The sequence below is a fragment of the Promicromonospora sp. NPDC050262 genome (assembly GCF_040655935.1).
Classification (GTDB): Bacteria; Actinomycetota; Actinomycetes; order Actinomycetales; family Cellulomonadaceae; genus Promicromonospora.
In genome coordinates, this window is record NZ_JBFAKX010000004.1 from 235,633 (window position 1) to 251,945 (window position 16,313).

Genomic DNA, 16,313 nt, shown 5'->3' on the forward strand with positions numbered 1-16,313 from the left:
GCGCTGCCATAAAAAGAGCGCCGCGCCCCTAGTCCCGGCGAGCCACGAACACCCACTCCAGACCCGGCCGGTCGGGCGCGTCCAGCACCTCCTCGACCGTGAACCCTGCGGCGGCCAGCGACGCCTCCACCTCGTCGCGCTCCCGGAACCGCAGGGTCGAGACCGAGGCGACCACGTCGCCGTCGGGCAGCAGGCCGGGCGGGAAGCGGTAGGTGTGCTGGAAGGTGACCAGCGGGAGCGTGACCTCCAGCAGCTCGGTCCAGGTCTCGACCTCGCCGACGCCGGGGATCGTGCGGCGGGCCGACCAGTTCTCGCGTGTCCAGCCGAGCCAGGCCTGGCGCGCGGGGACCCGGGTCTCGAACACGAGCACGCCACCGGGCCGGAGCGCGTCGTGGACCGCCGCGAGCGCCCGAGCCCAGTCGTCGTCGCCCGTGAAGACCTGCGCCACGTTGCCGGTCATCGTCGCCAGGTCGGCCGCGAGGTCCAGCCCGGCGACGGCGTCGGCCCCGCCCTCGACCCAGGTGACGTCCTCGGCGCCGGGCTTGCGGCGGGCGACCTCCAGGGACGCTGCGGCGGGGTCGACCCCCGTCACGTCCAGGCCGCGCGCGGCCAGCAGCAGGGCGAGCACGCCGGTGCCGCAGCCGACGTCGACCACGCTGCGGGCGCCCAGCCGCTCGGCGAGGCCGGCGTACAGGTCGAGGTCGCTGCGGTCGTCGTCGAAGGCGTCGTAGAGGCGCGCGAGGCGGGGGTCCACGAAGATCGGGTCGGGTGTGGTCATGGCAACAATGTTCACCTACCGTCGGACCCGGCCCAAGGTCATTCGGTCGCGTACGGTCGGGAGGGTATCGAGGCGCGCGACCGGACGAGACGCCGGCCGTGCGCGAACGACCGGTGTCTCCCCCGGGGAGATCTGCGCTACCCCAGGAGAGCACGATGACAGGCGATGTGGACACGCTCGATGACGCCGCGGAGGTCTTCGCGTCGGCCCGGCGACGGCTGTTCGGCATCGCGTACCGCATGCTCGGCTCGGCCGCGGAGGCCGAGGACGTGGTGCAGGAGACCTGGGTGCGGTGGCAGACGACGGACCGGTCGGTCGTCGTCAACCCGCAGGCGTTCCTGACGACCGCGGCGACCCGGCTGGCGATCAACGTGCTGCAGAGCGCGCGGTCGCGGCGCGAGACGTACGTCGGTCCGTGGCTGCCGGAGCCGGTGGACACGAGCGACGACCCGACGCTGGGTGCGGAGCGCGCCGAGGCCCTGGACGTCGCCGTCCTGGTGCTGCTCGAGAAGCTCTCCCCCACGGAGCGCGCCGCGTACGTGCTGCGCGAGGCGTTCGACTACGGATACCCGGAGATCGCCCAGATCGTGGGCGTCTCCCCCACCGCCACCCGCCAGCTCGTGAGCCGGGCCCGCAAGCACCTCGCCTCGGAGCGCAGGAACACGGTCAGCGACACGGCCCGGCGTGACCTGCTCGCCGCGTTCCTCGCCGCGGCCCGGGTGGGCGACGTCGCCCGGCTGGAGAAACTGTTCGCCGAGGACGTCGTGACGCGTGCCGACAGCAACGGCCGGGCCAAGCACGTCGCCCGGGTCGCGGTCCAGGGCCGGAACAAGGTGGCCCGGGTCCTGTCGTCGTTCGCGGAGGCTTTCTGGGCGGGCATCACCACGCGGCCGATCGAGGTCAACGGCGCGGAGGGCTTCGCGATGGAGCGGGACGGCGCACTGGTGGGCGTCCTGTCCGTCACGGTGTCCGACGAGGGCGTGCAGGATCTGATGTGGCAGATGAACCCCGACAAGATGGCGCCGCTCCGGCGGGCCTGGGGAGACCAGGCCACGCCGGAGGCCGACGCCGGGGACACTACGCCTGAGCCGCCCGCCACTGGTCGTAGTTGACCTCGCCAAGCTGGGCCTCGCCGGCGGGGACGAGCTCGGCGTCCTTGAGCTCCGCCCCGAAGTAGGTGGCGCTCGGGTCGGCGCGCACCTCGCGGGGGTCGTCCTTCGTGGCGAGGTGCTTGCGCACGATCTCGTCGAACCCGAAGGTGTCCGGGCCGGCGATCTCGATGGTCGCACCGAGCGGCGTGCCCGCGGCGGTCCGGCCGACGAACCTGGCGACGTCCGCCGAGGCGATCGGCTGGAAGCGGACGGGCGCGATGTGGACGACGCCGTCGACGGTCGCCGTGTCGGCGATCGAGGCGAGGAACTCGAAGAACTGCGTGGACCGGACGATCGACCAGCCCGAGCCGGAGGCCTTGACCAGGTCCTCCTGCACGATCTTGGCGCGCATGTAGCCGGAGTCGATGCCGTCGGCGCCCACGATCGAGAGGATCACGTGGTGCTGCACGCCGGCCTTCTTCTCCGCCTCGAGCAGGTTCGTCGTCGAGGTCCGGAAGAAGTTGGTGACGTCCTCCTCGGCGAACGACGGGGAGTTGCTGAGGTCGATCACCACCTGCGCGCCCTCGAGCACCTCGTCGAGACCCTCACCGGTCAGGGTGTTCACGCCGGTCTGCGGCGCGGCGGCGACCGCCTCGTGCCCGTGCGCCCGCAGATTGTTCACTACCTGGCTGCCGACGAGGCCCGTGCCGCCGATGACCACGATCTTCATGGTGTGCTCCTCAGTTTCGCGTCGTTCGCGCGACGGGCCCGGACGGCCCGTCACGTGTTCGACCGGGTGCACCCCGGATCTGTGACACACGGGCCGCGACAGGGCGCTCCGACCCGGTTGCTACGGTTCGCACGTGGCGACCATCCGACACGTCCTGTTCGACGCCGACGGCGTGCTCCAGCAGATCCGCGGCGGCTTCTACACCGCGGCGGAGGCGCTGCTGGGCGAGCACGCGCGCGCCGTCCTGGACACCGCGTCCGACCGCGAGCGACCGCTCCTGGCCAGCGACGAGGACTTTCTGCCGGTGCTCGCACAGGTGCTGCGGGAGCAGGGACTCGACGTCGCCGCGAACGACCTGTACGCGGCGGTGTGGCAGAACACCGAGCCGTCGGCGTCGTCGTTCGACCTGGTGCGACGCCTGCGTGCGGCCGGCTACGGGGTGCACCTCGGGACCAACCAGGTGCGCCGGCGGGCCGAGTACCTGCGCACCGTGCTCGGGTACGACGAGCTGTTCGACGTCAGCCTGTACTCGTGCGACCTCGGCGTCGCGAAGCCCGACCCCGGTTTCTTCGAGAAGGCCGCCACCCGGATCGGGGCAGAGTCCGCCGAGATCCTGTTCGTCGACGACCACCCGGCCAATGTCGAGGGAGCGCGGTCCACGGGCATGGCCGCCGTGCACTGGTGCCTGGACGAGGGCCACGCCGTGCTCGTGGACCGGCTCGCCGAGCACGGCGTGCGCCCGGCGGACTAGCGCTCCCGCTCGACCCGCCGCTCGTCCCACACGGGCTCCGGGGTCTCGCGCACCATGCCGTCCGAACCGAAGACCAGGTACCGGTCGAACGACCGCGCGAACCAGCGGTCGTGGGTCACGGCCAGCACCGTCCCGTCGAAGGACTCCAGGCCCTCCTGCAGCGCCTCGGCCGACTCCAGGTCGAGGTTGTCGGTGGGCTCGTCGAGCAGCAGCGCGGTCGAGCCCGCGAGCTCGAGCAGGAGGATCTGGAACCGGGCCTGCTGGCCGCCCGACAGCCGGTCGAACGGCCGGTCGGCCGCCACGGTGAGCTCGTAGCGCCGCAGCCGCGCCATCGCCTTGCCCTTGTCCTGCGCGTGGTCCTCCCACAGGATGTCGAGCAGCGCGCGGCCGAACAGCTCGGGGTGGGCGTGCGTCTGCGCGAAGTGGCCCGCGACCACCCGCGCCCCGAGCTTCCACGAGCCCGTGTGGGCCACGTCGCCGCCCGCGAGCAGCCGCAGGAAGTGGGACTTGCCCGACCCGTTGGAGCCCAGCACCGCGACCCGCTCGCCGTAGAAGATCTCCAGGTCGAAGGGCTTCATGAGCCCGGTGAGCTCCAGCCCCTCGCAGGTCACGGCCCGCAGGCCGGTGCGCCCGCCGCGCAGGTGCATCGTGATGTCCTGCTCGCGCGGCGGCTCGGGCGGCGGGCCGACCTCCTCGAACTTGCGCAGGCGGGTCTGCGCCGCCCGGTAGCGCGAGGCCATGTCGGGGCTGCTCGCGGCCTGGTTCCGCAGGGTCAGCACGAGCTTCTTGAGCTGCGCGTGCTTCTCGTCCCAGCGCCGGCGCAGCTCCTCGAACCGCGCGAACCGCTCGCGCCGTGCCTCGTGGAACGTGGCGAACCCGCCGCCGTGCACCCAGGCGTCGGCCCCGGCCGGACCCGGCTCCAGCGACACGATACGGTCGGCCACCGTGGAGAGCAGCTCGCGGTCGTGCGAGACGAACAGGACGGTCTTGCGGGTGGCCTTGAGCTGCTCCTCCAGCCACCGCTTGCCCGGCACGTCCAGGTAGTTGTCCGGCTCGTCGAGCAGCAGCACCTCGTCGGTGCCGCGCAGCAGCGCCTCCAGCACGAGCCGCTTCTGCTCGCCGCCCGACATGGTCCGCACCTCGCGGAACTGGGCGCGGTCGTAGGGCACGCCCAGCGCGGCCATGGTGCACACGTCCCACAGCGTCTCGGCCTCGTAGCCGCGCACCTCGGCCCAGTCCGACAGGGCCTGTGCGTACGCCATCTGCGCGTCCTCGTCGTCCACGGTGAGCATCGCGTGCTCGGCCTCGTCGACCGCTCGCGCCGCCTGCTGCAGCCGCGCGTCCGACACGGAGACCAGCAGGTCGCGCACCGTGGTCTCGTCGCGCACCGAGCCGACGAACTGGCGCATCACGCCGAGCCCGCCGCTGACGACCACGGAGCCGCCGTGCGGCTCCAGCTCACCGGTGATGAGACGCAGGAGCGTCGTCTTGCCCGCGCCGTTCGGGCCCACGATCGCCGTCGCGCTGCCCTCGCCCACGCGGAACGAGACGTCCCCCAGGAGGGTCCGGCCGTCCGGCAGGTGGTACTCGGCGTGCGCGACTTCAAGATGGCCCATGGGTCACCATGGTCCGATGCCGGACCGGCCGGGACCAAACTGATTCCGGTCCGCCCGTCGGACGTCGGACCTGTCGGCCGTCGAACCTGTGGACAGCGGACCCCGGATGTCGGCGGTGTGCTGTTGACTGTTCCCCGTGAGTACAGATGCTGTGACCGATGCAGGCGAGCCGGTGAAGACCCCCGACGTCGCCTCCCTCAGCTACGAGCAGGCCCGCGACGAGCTCGTGCAGGTCGTCGGCCGGCTGGAGGCCGGCGGCGAGCCGCTGGAGGCGTCCCTCGCGCTCTGGGAGCGCGGTGAGGCCCTGGCCGCCCGCTGCCAGGAGTGGCTCGACGGCGCCCGGGAGCGCCTCGCCGCCGCGCAGAACGCGTCGACGGCCGCGGCCGACTCGCCGGAGGACGCCGAGTGAGCGCGCACGTGCTCGCCGTGGGCGAGGCCCTGGTGGACGAGGTGCGCCGGCCCGACGGCACCTCGGCCGAGCACCCCGGCGGCAGCATCGCCAACGTGGCGCTCACGCTGGGTCGCCTGGGCCGGGAGGTCCGGCTCGCGACGTGGCTCGGGTCCGACGCGCGAGGCGACCTCGTGCGCGGCTGGCTCGCGGAGTCCCACGTGGGGCTCGTCGAGGGCAGCGACGGCGCGGAGCGCACCAGCGTCGCGGTGGCCACGCTGGACGACGGCGGCTCGGCCGGCTACGACTTCGACCTCACCTGGCAGGTGCCCGCGAGAGCGCTGCAGGACGCCGGGGCCGGCGACGCGCTCGCCGTCCACACCGGTTCGATCGCGGCGATGCTGGAGCCGGGCGCCGCACAGGTGCGGCAGGTGCTGGAGGCCGCGCGGGCCACGTCGACCACGACCTACGACCCGAACGCCCGGCCCGCCATCATGGGCCCGGCCGACGAGGTGCGCCCGCGCGTCGAGGCACTCGTGCAGCTCTCGGACGTGGTCAAGGTGAGCGACGAGGACCTGGCCTGGCTCTTCCCGGGCACCGACCCGGTGGCCGTCGCCCGGGACTGGCAGCGCGGCACGCCCGCGCTGGTGGTCGTCACCTTCGGCGGCAAGGGCGCGGTGGCCGTGTCCGATGCCGGGGAGGTCGAGGCCGTGGCGCCGAGCGTCGAGGTGGTCGACACCGTGGGTGCCGGCGACTCGTTCATGGGCGCCCTGATCGACGGCCTGTGGGAGCACGACCTGCTGGGTGCCGCCCGGCGGGACGCCCTGAACGCGGTCGACGCGGACACGGTGCGGCGGCTCCTGGACCGCTGCGTCGCCGTCGCCGCGATCACTGTCTCCCGGGCGGGTGCCAACCCGCCGCGTCGCGAGGAGGTCGGCCGGTGAGCACCACCCAGAACCCGGATCAGCTCAGCCCCAGCGAGGCCTGGAAGCGGCTGCGCGAGGGCAACGACCGGTTCGTCGCGGACGCCCCCGCGCACCCCTCGCAGAACGCGGACCGGCGGCGTGAGCTGCAGGCCGCGCAGCACCCGCACACCGTGATCTTCGGCTGCTCGGACTCGCGCGTGGCCGCGGAGATCATCTTCGACCAGGGCCTGGGCGACGTGTTCGTGGTGCGCACCGCGGGACACGTCGTGGACACCACCGTGGTCGGCTCGATCGAGTACGGCGTCGAGGTGCTCGGCGCGTCGCTCGTGGTGGTGCTGGGGCACGACTCGTGCGGCGCGGTCGCCGCCGCCGCCCACACGCTCGCCACCGGCGAGCAGCCGCCCGGGTTCGTACGCGCAGTCGTGGACCGGGTGATCCCGTCCATCGCGAGCATCACGTCGGGCGACCCCGCCCAGGCCATGGCCGCACTGTCCGACCAGGACGTGCTGCGCCGCGAGCACGTGAAGCACACGGTCGGGATGCTGCACGGCTACTCGGCCGCGCTGGCCCGCGCGGTCGAGGAGGGCCGGTGCGCCGTCGTCGGCCTGGAGTACGACCTCGCCGTCGGCAGCGCGCGCATGGTCGACGTGATCGGCGAGGTCGGCGAACGGCCCTGACCGACGGGCGACCGGAAGGGCTCGGGCGGGCCGGGGTGACACGAGTCACGCGCTGGGATGCGTCACCCGCCCGAGCCTGCGGCACGATAGACCCATGACTGCTGACACCGTCGTCTCGTCGGGCTCGACCGAGCCCGGCGACACCAACGCCGCATACCGCATCGAGCACGACACCATGGGCGAGGTCCGCGTCCCCGCGAACGCCCTGTACCGAGCGCAGACGCAGCGTGCCGTCGAGAACTTCCCGATCTCCGGCACCCCGCTGGAGCGCGCCCACATCGAGGCGCTCGCCCGGGTGAAGAAGGCCGCCGCCACCGCCAACGCGGAGCTCGGGGTGCTCGACCAGGACATCGCCGACGCCATCGTCGCCGCGGCTGACGAGGTCGCCTCCGGCAAGCACGACGGCCACTTCCCGGTCGACGTCTACCAGACCGGCTCGGGCACGTCGTCGAACATGAACACCAACGAGGTGCTCGCGACGCTCGCCACGGCCTCGCTCGGCAAGGACGTGCACCCGAACGACCACGTCAACGCGTCGCAGTCCTCGAACGACGTGTTCCCCACGTCGGTGCACGTCGCCGCGACGTCGGGCGTGGTCAACGACCTGATCCCCGCGCTGACCCACCTGGCCGACGCGCTGCAGGCCAAGTCCGACGAGTACGCCACCGTCGTGAAGTCCGGCCGCACGCACCTGATGGACGCCACCCCGGTCACCCTCGGCCAGGAGTTCGGCGGGTACGCCGCCGCGATCCGCTACGGCGTGGAGCGCCTGCAGTCCGCGCTGCCGCGCGCCGCGGAGGTCCCGCTGGGCGGCACCGCCGTGGGCACCGGAATCAACACCCCCGCCGGGTTCCCGCAGCGGGTCATCGCGCTGCTCGCGCAGGACACGGGCCTGCCGCTGACCGAGGCGCGCGACCACTTCGAGGCGCAGTCCGCCCGGGACGGCCTGGTCGAGCTGTCGGGCGCGCTGCGCACCATCGCGGTCTCCGTGACCAAGATCTGCAACGACCTCCGCTGGATGGGCTCCGGCCCCAACACCGGCCTGGGCGAGATCGCGCTGCCCGACCTGCAGCCGGGCTCCTCGATCATGCCGGGCAAGGTCAACCCGGTCATCCCCGAGGCCGTGCTCATGGTGTGCGCGCGCGTCATCGGCAACGACGCCACCGTGACGTGGGCCGGTGCGAGCGGCTCCTTCGAGCTCAACGTGCAGATCCCGGTGATCGCGCAGGGCGTGCTGGAGTCGATCCGCCTGCTCTCGAACGCGTCGCACGTGCTGGCGGACAAGACGATCGTGGGCATCACCGCCAACGTCGAGCGCGCCCGCGCGCTGGCCGAGTCGTCGCCGTCGATCGTCACGCCGCTCAACCGCGCGATCGGCTACGAGGCCGCCGCCAAGGTGGCCAAGCACGCAGTGAAGCAGGGCATCACGGTGCGCCAGGCCGTCGTGGACCTCGGCTTCGTCGAGCGCGGCGAGGTCACCGAGGAGCAGCTCGACACGGCCCTCGACGTGCTGTCGATGACGCGGCCGCCGCAGGCCTGAGCCGTTCGGTACGCGCGAAGGAGGGCCGCTTCCAGGACGGAAGCGGCCCTCTTCGTGTCAGTACGGCGGGGTCGTCAGGCGACCGGGGTGCCCTCGGCGGCCGGGATCGCGGCGGCCTCGGCCTCCGCGTTCTCCTTGGTGGCCGAGATGATGACGGCGGCGGCGACCGCGGCACCGACGGTGGCGACGGCCGCGACCGAGGCCGCGATGGCGACCTGCGTGGCGACCGTGGCGACGCCCCACTCGCTGCCGGCGATCTCCTCGGCGCGGTCCTGGGCGGCCTTGCGCTGCTCCTTGCCGACCAGGCCGGAGATCAGGCCCGAGCCGTGCAGCAGGGAGATCAGGGTCGCGGTGCGCTCGTCGGGCTCCGCGCCCTCCACGAGGACCTTGGTGAGGTTGGCGCGCAGCGCGGTCTCGTGGCTCGAGTCGGCGGCCGGCCAGCGGGTCACGGGGAGCATGCGGAAGAGCTTGGACTCCTCCTTCTCCAGGATGCCCCGCTCGACGAGCGCGGCCAGGAGGTTCTCCTCGGCGTCCTTGGAGATCGCCTCGACGACCTTCCGCGCGGGAGCGTCGGGCGTGGCGAGCACGGACTGCAGCGCGGCGTCCAGGGCGACGTGGCCCACGGGGCTGTTGTCGGTGACGATGATCGTGGCGTCACCGGCCTTCTCGCGCTCCTCCTTGGTGGCACCGGCCTCGGGCGCACCCCGCAGCAGGGTCTTGCGCGCGTCGGAGAGGTCGGCCAGGAGCGCACCGGCGAGGCGAACACCCAGGTTGTCGACGTTGGCGGTCTTGCCCGTCTCGTCGTCGACGGCGAGCAGCAGGAAGTCTTCGGCAATCAGCATGGGGCAGATGCTATATCCGACAAGCGAGACACGCCCCGATTGAACCAGTGGCCGAGAACCTCATCCTGAACCATGACTATGGTTAGCCTTACCTAAGGTGCTATCCTCGCAGAGCACGCAGGAGAGGCGGTCCACCGGACATGCGGGGCTGGGGGGTTCCGTCCGGCCGGCCCGCCTCTCCAGTGCCAGAAGTTCCGAAGGAACCGGACGCCCAGGTCATTTGCGGTGACCTGGGCGTCCGGCATCTCCGAGCACGGGCGTCCGGCGGGACGTCAGACCTCCAGTCGCTCCAGCATGTCGGTCACCAGCGCCGCCACCGGCGAACGCTCCGACCGGGTCAGGGTCACGTGCGCGAACAGCGGGTGCCCCTTGAGCGCCTCGATCACGGCCGCGACGCCGTCGTGCCGCCCCACCCGCAGGTTGTCGCGCTGCGCGACGTCGTGGGTGAGCACCACGCGCGAGCTCTGGCCGATGCGCGACAGCACCGTGAGCAGCACGTTGCGCTCCAGGGACTGCGCCTCGTCCACGATCACGAACGAGTCGTGCAGCGAGCGCCCGCGGATGTGCGTGAGCGGCAGCACCTCGAGCATGTCGCGGGCGATGACCTCCTCGACGACGTCGGGCGAGACCAGCGCGCCGAGCGTGTCGTAGACGGCCTGCGACCAGGGGTTCATCTTCTCGGACTCGGAACCGGGCAGGTAGCCCAGCTCCTGCCCGCCCACCGCGTACAGCGGCCGGAAGACGAGCACCTTGCGGTGCTGCTGCCGCTCCAGCACGGACTCCAGGCCGGCGCACAGGGCGAGCGCCGACTTGCCCGTGCCGGCCCGGCCGCCGAGCGAGACGATGCCGATCTCCTCGTCGAGGAGCAGGTCGATGGCGACGCGCTGCTCGGCCGAGCGACCGTGCACGCCGAACACCTCCTGGTCGCCGCGGACCAGCCGCACCTTCTTGTCCGGCGTCACCCGGCCGAGCGCAGAACCGCCCGGCGAGTGCACGACCATGCCCGTGTGCACCAGGAGCGGCGAGGCCGCCTCGACCGTCGCGGGGTCCAGGGCCGCGATCTCGACGGAGTCGTTCTCCCAGAGGGCGCCCATCTGCTCGTCCGAGAGGTCGATCTCGCGCATCCCGGTCCAGCCGGAGTCCACCGCGAGCTCGGCCCGGTACTCCTCGGCCTGCAGGCCCACGGCGGACGCCTTGACCCGCATGGGCAGGTCCTTGGAGACGACGGTGACGCTGCTGCCCTCGGCCGCCAGGTTGGCGGCCACGGCCAGGATGCGCGTGTCGTTGTCGCCCAGCCGGAAGCCGGCGGGCAGGACCGAGGGGTCGATGTGGTTGAGCTCCACCCGGAGCGTGCCGCCCGTCTCCCCCACGGGAACCGGTGAGTCGAGCCGGCCGTGCTGCACGCGCAGCTCGTCCAGCATCCGCAGGGCGCTCCGGGCGAAGTACCCGAGCTCGGCGTGGTGGCGCTTGGCCTCCAGCTCCGTGACCACGACGATCGGGAGTACGACGTCGTGCTCCGCGAACCGCAACATCGCCTTCGGGTCACTCAACAGCACTGACGTGTCGATGACGAAGGTCCTGCGTTCGTCACCTGCCGCGCCGGCAGCGGCGTCGGCACTCTGGTCGGACGGACGGGTGGTGTGTGCGGAATGGCTCACTGCGGTTCTCCCTCCGGCGCCGAAACGCCGTGACAGCCTCGTCGCTACCTGGCGGGTACCGCCTGTCGGCGGAACCGACCCGGTCGAACCGGGGCTGGTGGATGGGCCGAGCGACCGACTCGGTGCGCCGCGTCGTGGCGCAGAGCCGGGGCCGGCCCTTCTCCACGGAGCGAGCACTCCATAGGTTGGCCTCCCGAAGGGGCGACTGGGTGCCGTCCCTGAGGTGGAAACTACGCTCACTGCCATCCCGTGACCAGACCCTCGCCCCGGCGGGTCGCAAGTTGTCACGAACTGTTCACATGGTGGCAATAGCTTGATTTTTACTCCAAGGAATAGCAAAACTCGCAGAGAGGCGCGCCCAGGCGGCAGGATGGTCACATGGCTTCCTTCGCCGTCCTGCTCCGAGCCGTGAACATCGGACCCGGCCTGCGCGTGTCGTCGGCGGACCTGCGCGGAGCCGCCGACGACGCGGGCCTCGCCGACGCCCGCACGCTGCTGAACAGCGGCAATCTCGTGGTGACGCCCGGGACCTCCGGGGCCGGGAGCGCCGCCGACGTCGCCCGGCTGGTCGAGGAACGGCTCGCGGAGCGCGTGGGACAGGACGTGTCCGCCGTCGGGCTGAGCGCGGAGCAGCTCGACGCCATCGCCGCGGCCAACCCGTTCCCGGCCGCGGCCCGGGACGACCCGTCCCACCTGCAGGTGCACGTCCCGTTCGGCGACCTCGACGAGGCGGGCATCGCCAGACTCGACCTGGCCAGCCCCGGCCGGGAGATGCTCGCGACGGCGGCGGGCGTGCTGTACGTGCACTACGTGGACGGGATCGGCCGGTCCAAGCTCACGCCGAAGGTCATCGACCGGGCGGTCGGCGCACCGACCACGGCCCGCAACTGGAACACGATCACCAAGCTGCGCGCCGCCTGCGCCGGGCTGGCCTCCAGGTAGTCCCCGGCCCCGGCCCGGTAGGATGAGGCCCTGGGAGTGCCGGGAAGTCTGGTCGGCGTGGACCGGGTCGACCGGTCCGTGTCAGCCGACCCCGCACCCGAGAGGACGACCGTTGACCGGTACCGCCCCAGCCCCCACCCGAGCCCAGCGCCTGCGCACCTGGCTGTCCCGTGAGACGACCGGCGGGGCGCTCCTGATCGGGGCCGCGTTCCTCGCGCTGCTGTGGGCCAACTCCCCCTGGCGCGCGTCCTACCAGGCGCTGTCCGACGCCGTCGTGGGGCCCGCCGCGATCGGCCCGGTCCCGGTCCACCTCGACCTGTCCCTCTCCACCTGGGCCGCCGACGGGCTGCTCGCGGTCTTCTTCTTCGTGGTGGGCGTGGAGCTCAAGCAGGAGTTCGTCGCCGGGAGCCTGCGCAACCCCCGGGAGGCCGGCGTCCCGATGATCGCCGCCGTGGGCGGCATGGCCGTGCCCGCGCTGATCTACGTCGGCACCCTGCTGCTGCTCGACGAGCCCGGGGCGCTGCGGGGCTGGGCCATCCCCACGGCGACCGACATCGCGTTCGCCGTGGGCGTGCTGGCGATCTTCGGCCGCGGCCTGCCCGTGGCGATCCGGACCTTCCTGCTCACCCTGGCCGTGGTGGACGACCTCCTGGCGATCGTGGTCATCGCGATCTTCTACACGAGCGAGATCCACTGGCTGCCGCTGCTCGGCACGCTCGTCTGCGCCGGGCTGTTCGGCTGGCACGTGCGCTCCCGCACGCCCCGGTGGTTCGTGCTGCTGCCGCTCGCCCTGGTGGCCTGGGCCCTCATGCACGCGTCCGGCGTGCATGCGACGATCGCCGGCGTGCTGCTGGGCTTCACCGTCCCGGCGGTCGCGCTGCACGGCGAGGCGACGTCGCGCACCACGCGGTACGAGCACCAGATCAGGCCGTTCTCGTCAGGCTTCGCCCTCCCCGTGTTCGCGTTCTTCGCCGCGGGCGTCTCGCTCGTCGACGGCGCGGGGCCCGGCGCCGTGATCGGCCAGCCGGTCGTCGCGGCGATCGCCGCCGGCCTCGTCGTGGGCAAGCTCGTGGGGGTGCTGGGCACCACCGCGCTGGTCACCCGGCTCACGCCGCTGCGCCTGCCCGACGGGATCGGCGTGCGCGACCTGCTGCCGGTGGGACTCCTGGCCGGCATCGGGTTCACGGTGTCGCTGCTGATCAGCGAGCTGTCGTTCGGCGACTCGGAGCACACCGACGGCGCCAAGATCGCGATCCTGGGCTCGTCGGTGCTGGCGGCGATCCTCGGCGCGATCGCGCTGCGCCGGGACGCCCGGCACTCCAGGACGTCGGACATGAACCTCGACGGCCGCCCGGACGACGTGCACGACTACATCGGCGACGCGAAGGACCGCGAGACCCACTGACCCCTGCCCGACCACCCCACTGACTCGGCAAGGCGGATACGCCGAGTCAGCAGGCTGGTCCGACCAACCCACTGACTCGGCAGGGTGCGTACGCCGAGTCAGTGGGTTGGTCGGCCGGTCAGACCTCCAGCAGGAGCGCCTCGCCCTGCCCGCCGCCACCGCACAGGCCGACGGCGGCGCGGCCACCACCACGGCGGGCCAGCTCGTGCGCCGCGTGCACCGCGATGCGCGCGCCGGACGCCCCCACGGGGTGCCCCAGCGCGATGCCGCCGCCGTGCACGTTGACGATGTCCAGCGATACGCCCAGGGCCTGCGCCGAGACCCCGACCACCACGGCGAACGCCTCGTTGATCTCCACGAGATCGAGGTCGGCAGCCGTCCAGCCCTCGCGCTCCAGCGCCTGGCCGATCGCCCGGGCCGGCTGGGAGTGCAGCGAGTTGTCCGGCCCGGCCACCTGGCCGTGCGACCGGACCGTCGCGAGCACCGGCACACCGGCTGCCTCGGCCCGGCCACGCGTGGTGAGCACGAGCGCGGCCGCGCCGTCGGAGATCTGCGAGGAGTTGCCCGCCGTCAGCGTCCCGTCGCTCTTGAACGCGGGGCGAAGCCGCGCGAGCGACTCCGGCGTGGTGTCGGGGCGCACGCCCTCGTCGGTGCGGACCTCGACCGGCTCACCGCGCCGCTGCGGCACCGAGACCGGCGCCAGCTCGGCCTCGAACACGCCGTCCTTGGCCGCCGCGGCGGCCCGCTGGTGCGAGGCGGCCGCGATCGCGTCCTGCTCCTCACGCGACACGAACACCGCGCCGGAGTTGTGGTCCTCCGTCGAGATGCCCATCGAGACGTCGTCGAACGCATCCGTCAGGGCGTCGTGTGCCACGGAGTCGACCAGCTCCGCCGACCCGTAGCCGAACCCGGAACGCGCGCCGGCCAGCAGGTGCGGGGCGTTGGTCATGGACTCCTGGCCGCCCACCAGCACCACGGACGCCTCGCCCGTGCGCAGCATCCGGGCGCCGTCGATGATCGACGTCAGCCCCGACAGGCACACCTTGTTCACCGTCACGGCCTGCACGTCCCAGGACACGCCGGCGGCCACCGCCGTCTGCCGGGCCGGGTTCTGCCCCGCGCCCGCCTGGATCACCTGGCCCAGGACCACCTTGTCGACGTCGGCCGCGAGCGCGCCGGCGCCCTCCAGCGCCTTGCGCGCCGCCACGGCGCCCAGCTCGACCGCGCTCAGCGCGGACAGCGAACCCTTCAGCCGCCCCTGCGGCGTCCGCGCCGCCGAGACGATCACCACGTCGTCGGCGCTGTGTGTCGCGCCCGGACCCGTGGCGCCCGGACCGGTGCTCGTGGCACCCGTCGGAGCAGCAAATGCGTCACTCATGAGACCTCCTTTGGCCGTTCTTCCCAGCGTATCCCCCGGATTCACCGACGAGCTCAGCGGTCGCGCGCGAGCTCAGCCCGCCGAACCCACCAGCTCCACCGTGAGCTCCGGCTCCGTCTTCTCCACGACCTCCTCGGCCGTGACCCCCGGCGCGAGCTCGCGGAGCACCAGCCCGGACGGCGTCACGTCGAGCACCGCCAGGTCGGTGATGATCCGGTTGACGACGCCCTTGCCGGTCAGCGGCAGCGAGCACTCGCGCAGGATCTTGGGCGACCCGTCGCGCGCCACGTGCTCCATGAGCACGATGACGCGGCCCGCGCCGTGCACCAGGTCCATGGCGCCGCCCATGCCCTTGACCATCTTGCCGGGGATCATCCAGTTGGCCAGGTCCCCCGTGGCCGAGACCTGCATGCCGCCCAGGATCGCGGCGTCGATCTTGCCGCCGCGGATCATGCCGAACGACGTCGCCGAGTCGAAGATCGACGAGCCCGGCAGCAGCGTCACCGTCTCCTTGCCCGCGTTGATGAGGTCCGGGTCCACGGCGTCCTCCGTGGGGTACGGCCCCACGCCGAGGATGCCGTTCTCGGACTGGAGCACCAGGTGCCGGTCGTCCGGCACGTAGTTGGGCACGAGCGTCGGCAGCCCGATGCCCAGGTTCACGTACATGCCGTCCTGCAGCTCGCGCGCGGCGCGCGCGGCCATCTCCTGTCGGGTCAGTGCCATGGTTCAGCCCTCCTCGCCCGACGACGCCGCGGCGGGCTCCGTCACGGTCCGGCGCTCGATGCGCTTCTCGATGTCGGTGCCGACGTGCACCACCCGGTGCACGTAGACGCCTGGCAGGTGCACGGTGTCCGGGTCGATCTCCCCCGGCTCCACGAGCTCCTCGACCTGGGCGATGCAGATGCGCCCCGCCATCGCGGCGAGCGGCGAGAAGTTGCGCGCCGACTTGTTGAACACGAGGTTCCCGTGCCGGTCACCGCGCAGGGCGTGCACCAGCGCGAAGTCGGTGCTGATCGACTCCTCCAGCACGTACTCGGCGCCGTCCGCCCCGAACGTGCGCACCTCCTTGGGCGGGGAGGCGATCGCCACGCCGCCGGAGCCGTCGTACCTGCGCGGGAGGCCGCCGTCGGCGACCTGGGTGCCCACGCCCGTACGCGTGAAGAAGGCCGCGATGCCCGCGCCGCCGGCGCGGAGCTTCTCGGCGAGCGTGCCCTGCGGGGTGAGCTCCAGCTCGAGCTCGCCCGAGAGGAACTGCCGCTCGAACTCCTTGTTCTCCCCCACGTACGAGCTGGTCATCTTCGCGATCCGCTGGGCGTTCAGCAGCACGCCGAGGCCCCAGTCGTCGACGCCGCAGTTGTTGCTCACCACGGACAGGCCGCTGGTGCCCTGCGCCAGCAGCGCCTCGATCAGTGCGATCGGGTTGCCGCACAGCCCGAACCCGCCCACGGCGAGCGAGGCGCCGTCGGGGATGTCGGCCACCGCCTCGGCCGCGCTCGCGACCACCTTGTCGAACCCGGTGCGTGCCACAGTCATCGTTGACTCCTTCATCAGGTCAGTACCGGCAGGTCATGCCATGTGCCAGTGTCACACC

Annotated in this window: 16 protein-coding genes; 8 read left to right on the forward strand and 8 right to left on the reverse strand. The window is 72.4% G+C overall.

Features of this window, described 5'->3' with window-relative positions; all coding sequences use genetic code 11:
- Nucleotides 1–28: 28 nt before the first annotated feature.
- Nucleotides 29–778, reverse strand: a complete 750-nt coding sequence (locus tag AB0I29_RS08450; RefSeq protein ID WP_357480297.1) for a class I SAM-dependent methyltransferase — start codon at nucleotides 776–778, stop codon at nucleotides 29–31.
- Between the two features lie 155 nt (nucleotides 779–933).
- On the opposite strand from AB0I29_RS08450, the gene AB0I29_RS08455 reads away from it, so the two are divergent.
- Nucleotides 934–1,890, forward strand: coding sequence for an RNA polymerase sigma-70 factor (locus tag AB0I29_RS08455; RefSeq protein ID WP_285102655.1), 957 nt, complete (start codon nucleotides 934–936; stop codon nucleotides 1,888–1,890).
- Here AB0I29_RS08455 and AB0I29_RS08460 read toward each other — a convergent pair.
- On the reverse strand, nucleotides 1,856–2,599 hold the full coding sequence (locus AB0I29_RS08460; RefSeq protein WP_357480300.1) for an NAD(P)H-binding protein: 744 nt from the start codon (nucleotides 2,597–2,599) through the stop codon (nucleotides 1,856–1,858). The genes AB0I29_RS08455 and AB0I29_RS08460 overlap by 35 nt on opposite strands.
- Before the next feature lie 133 nt (nucleotides 2,600–2,732).
- On the opposite strand from AB0I29_RS08460, the gene AB0I29_RS08465 reads away from it, so the two are divergent.
- Nucleotides 2,733–3,350, forward strand: a complete 618-nt coding sequence (locus AB0I29_RS08465) for an HAD-IA family hydrolase (RefSeq protein ID WP_357480302.1) — start codon at nucleotides 2,733–2,735, stop codon at nucleotides 3,348–3,350.
- Here the strand turns inward: AB0I29_RS08465 and AB0I29_RS08470 are convergent.
- Entirely contained in the window at nucleotides 3,347–4,966 is a 1,620-nt protein-coding gene (locus tag AB0I29_RS08470; RefSeq protein ID WP_357480305.1) for an ATP-binding cassette domain-containing protein, read from the reverse strand. The genes AB0I29_RS08465 and AB0I29_RS08470 overlap by 4 nt on opposite strands.
- 172 nt (nucleotides 4,967–5,138) lie before the next feature.
- Here AB0I29_RS08470 and AB0I29_RS08475 point away from each other — a divergent pair, with 172 nt between their 5' ends.
- The 4 genes from AB0I29_RS08475 (at nucleotide 5,139) to AB0I29_RS08490 (ending at nucleotide 8,497) form a co-directional block, all read left to right on the forward strand.
- On the forward strand, nucleotides 5,139–5,375 hold the full coding sequence (locus AB0I29_RS08475) for an exodeoxyribonuclease VII small subunit (protein ID WP_357480308.1): 237 nt from the start codon (nucleotides 5,139–5,141) through the stop codon (nucleotides 5,373–5,375).
- A complete protein-coding gene (locus tag AB0I29_RS08480; protein WP_357480311.1) occupies nucleotides 5,372–6,298 on the forward strand; it encodes a carbohydrate kinase in 927 nt (308 codons plus the stop codon). Before AB0I29_RS08475 ends, AB0I29_RS08480 begins: the two co-directional genes overlap by 4 nt.
- Nucleotides 6,295–6,957, forward strand: a complete 663-nt coding sequence (locus AB0I29_RS08485) for a carbonic anhydrase (RefSeq protein ID WP_285102647.1) — start codon at nucleotides 6,295–6,297, stop codon at nucleotides 6,955–6,957. The genes AB0I29_RS08480 and AB0I29_RS08485 overlap by 4 nt, the downstream gene beginning before the upstream one ends.
- A gap of 94 nt (nucleotides 6,958–7,051) precedes the next feature.
- A complete protein-coding gene (locus tag AB0I29_RS08490) occupies nucleotides 7,052–8,497 on the forward strand; it encodes a class II fumarate hydratase (protein ID WP_357480314.1) in 1,446 nt (481 codons plus the stop codon).
- Between the two features lie 74 nt (nucleotides 8,498–8,571).
- Here AB0I29_RS08490 and AB0I29_RS08495 read toward each other — a convergent pair whose 3' ends face one another.
- The gene (locus AB0I29_RS08495) at nucleotides 8,572–9,339 is read right to left on the reverse strand and encodes a GPP34 family phosphoprotein (protein WP_285102644.1); all 768 of its coding nucleotides are present in this window, start codon (nucleotides 9,337–9,339) and stop codon (nucleotides 8,572–8,574) included.
- A 272-nt stretch (nucleotides 9,340–9,611) separates the two neighbouring features.
- Entirely contained in the window at nucleotides 9,612–10,907 is a 1,296-nt protein-coding gene (locus tag AB0I29_RS08500) for a PhoH family protein (RefSeq protein ID WP_285103152.1), read from the reverse strand.
- 468 nt (nucleotides 10,908–11,375) lie between these two features.
- On the opposite strand from AB0I29_RS08500, the gene AB0I29_RS08505 reads away from it, so the two are divergent.
- Both AB0I29_RS08505 and nhaA read left to right on the forward strand, forming a co-directional pair.
- Nucleotides 11,376–11,939, forward strand: a complete 564-nt coding sequence (locus AB0I29_RS08505; protein ID WP_357480318.1) for a DUF1697 domain-containing protein — start codon at nucleotides 11,376–11,378, stop codon at nucleotides 11,937–11,939.
- Between the two features lie 112 nt (nucleotides 11,940–12,051).
- On the forward strand, nucleotides 12,052–13,344 hold the full coding sequence (nhaA, locus tag AB0I29_RS08510) for a Na+/H+ antiporter NhaA (RefSeq protein WP_357480321.1): 1,293 nt from the start codon (nucleotides 12,052–12,054) through the stop codon (nucleotides 13,342–13,344).
- A gap of 118 nt (nucleotides 13,345–13,462) precedes the next feature.
- Here the strand turns inward: nhaA and AB0I29_RS08515 are convergent, their stop codons facing one another.
- The 3 genes from AB0I29_RS08515 to AB0I29_RS08525 all read right to left on the reverse strand — a co-directional run bounded on the left by AB0I29_RS08515 (nucleotide 13,463) and on the right by AB0I29_RS08525 (nucleotide 16,255).
- Nucleotides 13,463–14,635, reverse strand: coding sequence for an acetyl-CoA C-acyltransferase (locus AB0I29_RS08515; protein ID WP_357480701.1), 1,173 nt, complete (start codon nucleotides 14,633–14,635; stop codon nucleotides 13,463–13,465).
- Nucleotides 14,636–14,794: 159 nt separating this feature from the next.
- Nucleotides 14,795–15,445, reverse strand: a complete 651-nt coding sequence (locus AB0I29_RS08520) for a CoA transferase subunit B (protein WP_285102638.1) — start codon at nucleotides 15,443–15,445, stop codon at nucleotides 14,795–14,797.
- Nucleotides 15,446–15,448: 3 nt separating this feature from the next.
- Entirely contained in the window at nucleotides 15,449–16,255 is an 807-nt protein-coding gene (locus AB0I29_RS08525) for a CoA transferase subunit A (RefSeq protein ID WP_357480324.1), read from the reverse strand.
- Nucleotides 16,256–16,313 lie beyond the last annotated feature (58 nt).

Bases quoted from the DNA above. Each gene is read 5' to 3' on its own strand.
- AB0I29_RS08460 (WP_357480300.1), bottom strand. From the start codon at position 2,599: ATGAAGATCGTGGTCATCGGCGGCACGGGCCTCGTCGGCAGCCAGGTA.
- AB0I29_RS08450 (WP_357480297.1), bottom strand. From the start codon at position 778: ATGACCACACCCGACCCGATCTTCGTGGACCCCCGCCTCGCGCGCCTC.
- AB0I29_RS08505 (WP_357480318.1), top strand. From the start codon at position 11,376: ATGGCTTCCTTCGCCGTCCTGCTCCGAGCCGTGAACATCGGACCCGGC.
- AB0I29_RS08470 (WP_357480305.1), bottom strand. From the start codon at position 4,966: ATGGGCCATCTTGAAGTCGCGCACGCCGAGTACCACCTGCCGGACGGC.
- AB0I29_RS08520 (WP_285102638.1), bottom strand. From the start codon at position 15,445: ATGGCACTGACCCGACAGGAGATGGCCGCGCGCGCCGCGCGCGAGCTG.
- AB0I29_RS08495 (WP_285102644.1), bottom strand. From the start codon at position 9,339: ATGCTGATTGCCGAAGACTTCCTGCTGCTCGCCGTCGACGACGAGACG.
- AB0I29_RS08455 (WP_285102655.1), top strand. From the start codon at position 934: ATGACAGGCGATGTGGACACGCTCGATGACGCCGCGGAGGTCTTCGCG.
- AB0I29_RS08490 (WP_357480314.1), top strand. From the start codon at position 7,052: ATGACTGCTGACACCGTCGTCTCGTCGGGCTCGACCGAGCCCGGCGAC.
- AB0I29_RS08525 (WP_357480324.1), bottom strand. From the start codon at position 16,255: ATGACTGTGGCACGCACCGGGTTCGACAAGGTGGTCGCGAGCGCGGCC.